This window comes from Bradyrhizobium sp. UFLA05-108 (assembly GCF_059803455.1).
This window is the reverse complement of record NZ_JBANAZ010000145.1, coordinates 1-5512: the sequence shown is the minus strand read 5'-3', so window position 1 is coordinate 5512 and position 5512 is coordinate 1. Positions and strand designations below refer to the sequence as shown.

The 5512-nt window shown below is 57.5% G+C and carries 5 protein-coding genes; 4 read left to right on the top strand and 1 reads right to left on the bottom strand.

Annotation, left to right across the window (positions count from 1 at the left end):
* The first annotated feature begins 77 nt into the window (after positions 1–77).
* The 3 genes from SO140_RS45210 to SO140_RS45200 all read left to right on the top strand — a co-directional run bounded on the left by SO140_RS45210 (position 78) and on the right by SO140_RS45200 (position 2639).
* A complete protein-coding gene (locus tag SO140_RS45210) occupies positions 78–743 on the top strand; it encodes a substrate-binding domain-containing protein (RefSeq protein ID WP_449384618.1) in 666 nt (221 codons plus the stop codon).
* Between the two features lie 233 nt (positions 744–976).
* Complete coding sequence (locus SO140_RS45205) at positions 977–1639, top strand: nucleotide-binding protein (protein ID WP_449384617.1); 663 nt, start codon at positions 977–979, stop codon at positions 1637–1639.
* Entirely contained in the window at positions 1608–2639 is a 1032-nt protein-coding gene (locus tag SO140_RS45200; RefSeq protein WP_449384616.1) for a hypothetical protein, read from the top strand. Before SO140_RS45205 ends, SO140_RS45200 begins: the two co-directional genes overlap by 32 nt.
* Before the next feature lie 429 nt (positions 2640–3068).
* On the opposite strand, the gene SO140_RS45195 is transcribed toward SO140_RS45200, so the two are convergent.
* Positions 3069–3560 carry a hypothetical protein gene (locus tag SO140_RS45195; RefSeq protein ID WP_449384615.1) on the bottom strand — a complete coding sequence of 164 codons (492 nt, stop codon included), beginning with the start codon at positions 3558–3560 and terminating at the stop codon, positions 3069–3071.
* 644 nt (positions 3561–4204) lie between these two features.
* On the opposite strand from SO140_RS45195, the gene SO140_RS45190 reads away from it, so the two are divergent.
* Positions 4205–5194 (top strand): ketopantoate reductase family protein, encoded by a 990-nt coding sequence (locus tag SO140_RS45190; RefSeq protein ID WP_449384614.1) that lies wholly within the window; start codon positions 4205–4207, stop codon positions 5192–5194.
* Positions 5195–5512 lie beyond the last annotated feature (318 nt).

The following is a 5512-nucleotide window of genomic DNA, read 5'->3' as shown; positions in this document are numbered from 1 at the left end:
GTTGAGGCCCTCGCCAAAAAATGGGCAGGCAAGCGCGCCAAACGCAGCTAACCCGCGGCCTGCACCGGAGGGTTACGATGATCCGCACCGGGAGCGTTGCGCTTGGCAACCTCACGCTCGATGTCAGCCGTAGCTCCGGCTTCTATCCTGATATCTTCATGGGCTACCCAGAACCATTGCGGCAGTTGCATCAGCAGGGAGTGGTCGAGCGTGAGGCGCGGTTCTTCTGCAGGAATCGCGGCGTCGCACTGCTGGTTCGGAAGGGTAATCCGCTCGGCATTCGCGGGCTGCCTGACGTGATACGTCCAGGTACGCGGATCGCGCTGCCGGATACCGGCGATGTTCGAGCAAAATGCCTTGCTGCCACGGAGACTTTGCTGGGAAAAGCCGCAGCCGATGCTCTCGTCGCAGCAGAGGCGGATTTCTCAGGCCGGCTTGGCATCATGCATCGCGATCTTCCTGAGATGGTCGCCCGCGGTTACGCGGACGTAGCCTTTACATGGCACCATCTAGTTTCTTACTGGGCACGAATATTCCCAGATCACATCGAGTCTGTTGCTATTGCCGGCACCGAGCCATTCTTCACCCAGATCGCCTTCGCTCACGTCAATCACCCGCTGCGCTTCGATGCGGCAAAAGCGTTCGGCGACTTCTTCTTCAGGCAGGCAAGGGACGTTTACCCGCGTTATGATTTTGCGCAGATGAACGAGAATGAGTTTGGAGCACTCCTGGAGCTGGATTGATCTCTGAAATTTCAGGACTCTGAAAGTGGCCCTTTGGCCCGCATGTATGGACCGGCCAGCGTTACAACGTATAGCGCGGTATATCGTTAGTGGCTGGATCTTGATTTGGTTGTGAGTTCCACGCTCGCTCTTGATGCGATTCACGATGAGGAGTGGTAGGTCACCGATTGGTAGTCCCATTTTTTTCGACGACTCGTGCGTTTCATGTCGTTGTCATCCGGGAAGCGCAGGAGATGTATATCCTTGCTCTGGTTACCCAAAAAGGCGGAAGCGGCAAGAGCACGCTGGCGGTCGGAATTGCAGTCGCAGCGATGGTGAACGGGGACCGAGTCGCAATTGTCGAGGCGGATCCACAAGGCACGATTTCAAAATGGAAAGAACGGCGCGGCCATCCCTATCCGCGGGTCGTTCGGGTCTCCGATCCCACCGAAATAGAAGGGGCGCTCGTCAGCCTTGAAGCTGAGGGAATCTCGCTTGCGATCCTCGATACCGCCGCCACGAACAATGCACTGGCCATACGCGCCATCGCGAGGGCCGACCTTTGCCTGATCCCGGTGCGTCCGAGTCTGGCCGACATCGAAGCCGCGATACCGACGTTGATTGCTATTCGTAGGCTCAACCGCCGATTTGCTTTCGTCCTCAATCAGACGCCACCGCGGGGCTGCCGCGTGAGTGAAGCTGCAACGTCGCTCAATTCGCTCGGGGTGCTTGCGCTTCCCTACGTCGGACATCGCAATGACCACCAGGACGCGCTTGGGGCAGGATTAGGCGTGACCGAGTTTGCACAAGAGGGAAGAGCCTCGGAGGAAGTTCGTGAGCTGTGGCGCTGGGTCTTGAAAAAGCTTGTCGAGGGGTCGTTAGATCATGAGCCACACGCAAAAACGGCGGCATGCTAGCCATACGCGCTGTGCGCGACGCTCGCTGGTAGAGCTTACCGCGGCGGCGAGCCGAGCCATTGACGATGGTTTGTTTGTGTTGTCCAGCGGGACTGCTGCTTCCAATCCGCGATCGGAGCACACAGGCGAGAAGACGTCTGATCAAACAATCCTTGCAAGGCAAGCGATGGCTCCGAATCCCGTTGCGGTGCTTGAATCTCGGAATGCGGCGGCGCCGCGCAAGGACGAACTCCTAGATTCCGACATTACCAACGAGATGATGGTGGAGATTGCCAAGGACTATCAAAACGGAGCTTTTGAAAACATCAAAGCCAGCCTGAATGCTGCGTTGGACCATGCAAAGAACCTCGTGGAGACACGGGTGGAAGACGAAGCCGAGTCGAAAGACATCGGCAGCTCCACTCTTGAAGGCAATTTTCTGATCGTTCGCAAAGAAACCACAACGGAGTTCTGCGCGGATGCGCCCGAGCTGGTTGTGCAGAAGGAACCATCCGAAGGCGCGAGGCAGCCGCAACTGCGATACATGCGGCGGCTCACAGACGAGGCGGTCAGATTGCTGGACGATCTTCAGAGCGGCAAGCTGGAGAATCAGGCGAACTTCATCCTGAGCGAATGCTTCAGAGAAGCCGCCAGCGCGTTCTCTATGATCAATCAGCAACTCAAGCGCGACGGCTATGCCGGGAGTATTGACCCATCAATCTTCATCTGGCTTGCCAATATCACCGAACCAGAGACGCGCGACACCGGGACCATGCGGCTTGAGATCGTACCCAACCACCGAGGGCGTCCGAGCACGTATGCGCGCCAGGTCGCTCAATTCATCTGGCATCTTGTCGAGGGGCAGGGCTGCCGGCGACAGGCGGCATATCGGGGGGCGCTCACGAAGTTCACCATAAGCGCGAGTTTCGCCGAGACGGCCTATGCCTTTTGGGAGCCGATCTTCAAACGGGCAGGACCGCACGTGAAGATGCTGACCCGCATTTCAGATCCAGAAATGTAAAGCTAAACAGCACGGCCATTTGGCGTCCGATTTAACTGAGGCCGAGGCCCCCTTGTCCGAGCTTCTTCGAAAGCCGGGCGCCGCATCAGGTTTGAAGCCTCACCGGCACTCACCTTGCTAGACCTGCGGACCTTACCTGCTCGCGTCCGCATTTTCGAAACCTCCTTGGACCCCTTCCCTGGTCACCCAGAGCCGTTCGGCGGATGCGCATGGCGGTCTGGCCATCCGTTGATGCGCCGACGGCTGATGTCACCCAGCGCGCTCTCCAGAAGTTGGGCTCTCCTTGTGGTTCAGCCCTCGTGCTTGATCTTGAGGGCTAAGCGGAAATATTCCGCTCGGTCAGAGTATTACCGGTTTGAACCGACTCCGACATTGCGCTTGCCTTGTTTGCACAGAGACGCACAAGCGCCTTCCCGAACATCCTGCCACCTATTTCATGGTATACGCCCCCCACTCGTGATTGCAGCCGTTAAACATGTTTGGCATGCCGCTGGGCGGGAAGTTACCGATGGGCATCCATTTCCCGCTTCCGCTCATGTCGGCGAATTTGCCCGTGCCGTGAACGACACGGTACGTCCCCTCGGCCTTGGCAGGATCTCCCTTCCGGGAATACACGACAAAGTACTTGTCGCCGGCCGCGTCCACGAACTCGCAACTGCCGTTTTCGTCGTGCTGGCCGCTGACGTCCGAAAATGCCCCTAGGCACTGCCCTGACATCATGTGAAATGGGGTCCCTTCCGTTCCAGGCGACGTACCGATAACGGCATACGACCCAGCCACCATTCCGTCAGCGTGCTGAATGAGGTGGGCTGGTCCCGTATAGCAGGTCTGCTGATCGACCTTAACCTCAGCAGCAATCAATTGCGTTGAAAGGGCCGAGGCCAATAACGCGGCTGAAAATATGAGTTTCGTACGTGACATGGGTTTCTCCTCCCAGTTACGACTTGCGCGTCGCTGATCGCGTGCAGAATGCGGGTACCGTGAAATTACTCTGCCCTTCTGATCTTCAATGTGCTCGGCAGAGAAGAAAATATTGGAGCTCACCACCGTACATTCTTTGACGTAGATCAACGCCGGCGCTTTCTGGCTTTTCGGGTACTGGCCGATTCCGTTGAAAAAGGCCGCGGTTGCGACTCAGAGATACCAGTGATTAATCGGCCCGACGCAGACCTTCGCAAGGTGAGCTCTTATGCCGATTTTCGGGGGTATAGCGGACTCGTTATGCTCGGCACGAGCTTTTGCGAGTCTGACCCAACTGCGACATTCTGGTTACGGATCGCTGGCAAGAAGTCGAGCGAAGGCAATGTTTGGCGAAGAAGCCAACAGCTAGGCCCCCCAAAGGAAATCACCTAGGCGCTCGGTAGCGTTCGGGCTCAGTACAGTAAATGTACCATGTGTGATAGATATGCCGTCATCTACTGAGGCTCCGGCGGGCACTCTGGGCAATCATTATCCATTAAGAACCGATGAGATCGGACGACGGACCGCGGGACAGGTGAAGCGTGCTGTTCTGCGCCACAATGAGCCAATCCAGCTAGAACTGGACAATACCGGGAAGAGGAACGATGTCCGACCAGAGCAGCCACTCATTCGGTGTCGCCGTTCTCGGAGCCGGCGCAATGGGATCCTTATTCGGGGGCAGTCTCTTCGAGGCCGGAGCAGATGTCACCCTAATCGACCTCGATGCCGCTCATGTCGAATCGATTCGCAAGAACGGCCTCAACCTCAAGACGGATGCAGGCGAGCGCCGCATTCACGTCCCGGTTCTGTTTCCCTCCGAGGTGAATGCCGTCTACGACCTCGTCATCGTCTTCACGAAGGCGATGCACACGAAGCAGGCACTAACCGCCATACGTAGCTCGATCGGCCCAAACACGGCGCTCTTGAGCCTGCAAAACGGGCTCGATAACAAGCTTGTTCTCACCGAGTTCGCCGATCCTCGAAATGTGCTGATCGGCATCACAACCTACCCCGCCGATATTAGGGGGCCGGGCAGCGTCGAATCTCACGGTCGCGGCGTTGCTCGGCTCGCGGCGGCAGGCGAACCTGCCTCGCCGACGCTGGACCTCCTTCCCGATCTCTTCGCGCGGAGCGGGCTCAATGCGGTAATCGATCCACATGCCGAAACGGCGATCTGGGAGAAGGTCGCGTTCAACGCCGCTTTGAACGGCCTTTGCGCAGTCACCGGATCAGCGGTGGGTCAAATCGGCGCGCACACGGAAACGCGGGCGTTGGCTTTTCAGATTGTCTCGGAGGTTTGTAGTACGGCGATCGCCTGCGGCTTTGCCGTTGAGCAGCAGCATGTGGAAGAGATGTTGGCCGATGCGCTCGCACACCACATCCATCATAAGCCTTCCATGCTTCAAGATGTTATTGCAGGTAGACCCACCGAGATCGAGGCGATATGCGGCGCGGTGGTCCGCCATGCAGACGAGCGTGGCGTAGCAACCCCTGTTACCCGAACAATCCTGGGGCTCGTACGGCATATCGACTGGCGTGCAGCCACTGCGCGAAGATCGCCAGACCAGTCCAGCGGTGATCGTTCAGAACGATAGTTAGACTATTAGCGCGGCACCGAATTCAGTCGGTTCAGCGGCAAGCGCATTGTGCGAGGCATGTCACCGGACCTGATGTTGGGTCCAATTTGGGTCCACGGACCATAACTATATAGCGCGATCGTCGGCAACGATGGGCAATGCTTATTTAAGTACTTTCAATTGGTTAGATCGGCTAAGTCCTTGATCTAAAAAGCGTGTCCGGACTCCTAGGCACTCCGGACCTCGTGCTCTCTTCAGAGTAACCCTCCGGTGCAGGCCGCGGGTTAGCTGCGTTTGGCGCGCTTGCCTGCCCATTTTTTGGCGAGGGCCTCAACT